The organism is Salegentibacter lacus (genome assembly GCF_020164555.1).
Classification (GTDB): Bacteria; Bacteroidota; Bacteroidia; order Flavobacteriales; family Flavobacteriaceae; genus Salegentibacter; species Salegentibacter lacus.
In genome coordinates, this window is record NZ_JAIQZB010000057.1 from 1 (window position 1) to 1,025 (window position 1,025).

Consider the following 1,025-nt stretch of genomic DNA (forward strand, 5'->3'; position numbering starts at 1 on the left):
GGGGGGTGTGCTTCAAAATAGGGTTAATTGTTTATCTGGTGGTTTCGTGGTCAGCTCCTTCCATTTTTTGTTTGGATCTTCAAGAAACTTAAAAAGGTCGATATAAGTCATCAGATGAAATCGTATCATCGATACCATATTGGAATATGCCCATTTTCTTTTTGTTTTTCGTTGTATCACAAGCATAAGCAGCTGTATGATGAGCCCGCACCAGATCTGGATTTCAATGGCGTTTTGATTGTCTCCAAGAAAATACTTTAGAGGAAAATTCTGTTTGAGCCTTTTGAACATGGTCTCTATCTGCCACCTGTGTTTGTAGATGGAAGCTATTTTATCTGGCTCTAATTCGAAATGATTGGTAATGAACTCAAACACCTTTTCTTTTTCACTGTCCCAATAAGCAATGCGCCTTAGCTCGATGCTTGTTTCTTTTTTATGGAGGCTGATCCGTTCATCCTTCAACACGGCATCACTTGTGGTATCGGACAGGTCAAATTCCGCTATACTCTTGTAGATGGCATTATCTTTTTGCCTAGTGACAAAATAGATGTCATTCTCGGTCCATTGAAGATATTGTAGATAGTCGTTGTATGCTTTATCAAAGACAACAAAAGAACCTTTTTCTAGATTCAGTTCCTTTAAAAAGGTATGGTCGTGGGTTGCGGCACTGCTAAAACGGACAAGACAGGGGACGTCCTCCAATGCGTTAATCATCGTATGCATTTTGATACCGCCCTTCTTCTTTCCATCGATGGGGTTACGACCAACTCCTTTTAAAATATCACTGAATAAGCTTATGGTAGTGGAATCCACGATCTTTAAGTGCTTTACGGGTAAAGACAGCGGACTGCTGTCCGATAAAAATGAACGATATGTTTTAAATAAGGCATAGTAGATACTTGCAAAGACTTCGCTACTACGATTCTTATTAGCATCGGACAAGGTGCTGCGTTTTGGAAAATGTTTGAGGTTTAAATGTCCTATTCGTCCCTCGCAGGCCAATAATATCGTGGATAATTCCCGCA

General features: G+C 40.0%; 1 protein-coding gene. It reads right to left on the reverse strand.

What is annotated here, in order from left to right; all coding sequences use genetic code 11:
- Nucleotides 1–12 precede the first annotated feature (12 nt).
- The coding region (locus LB465_RS18055; RefSeq protein WP_224471312.1) for an IS4 family transposase at nucleotides 13–1,025 on the reverse strand (1,013 nt) is incomplete at its 5' end.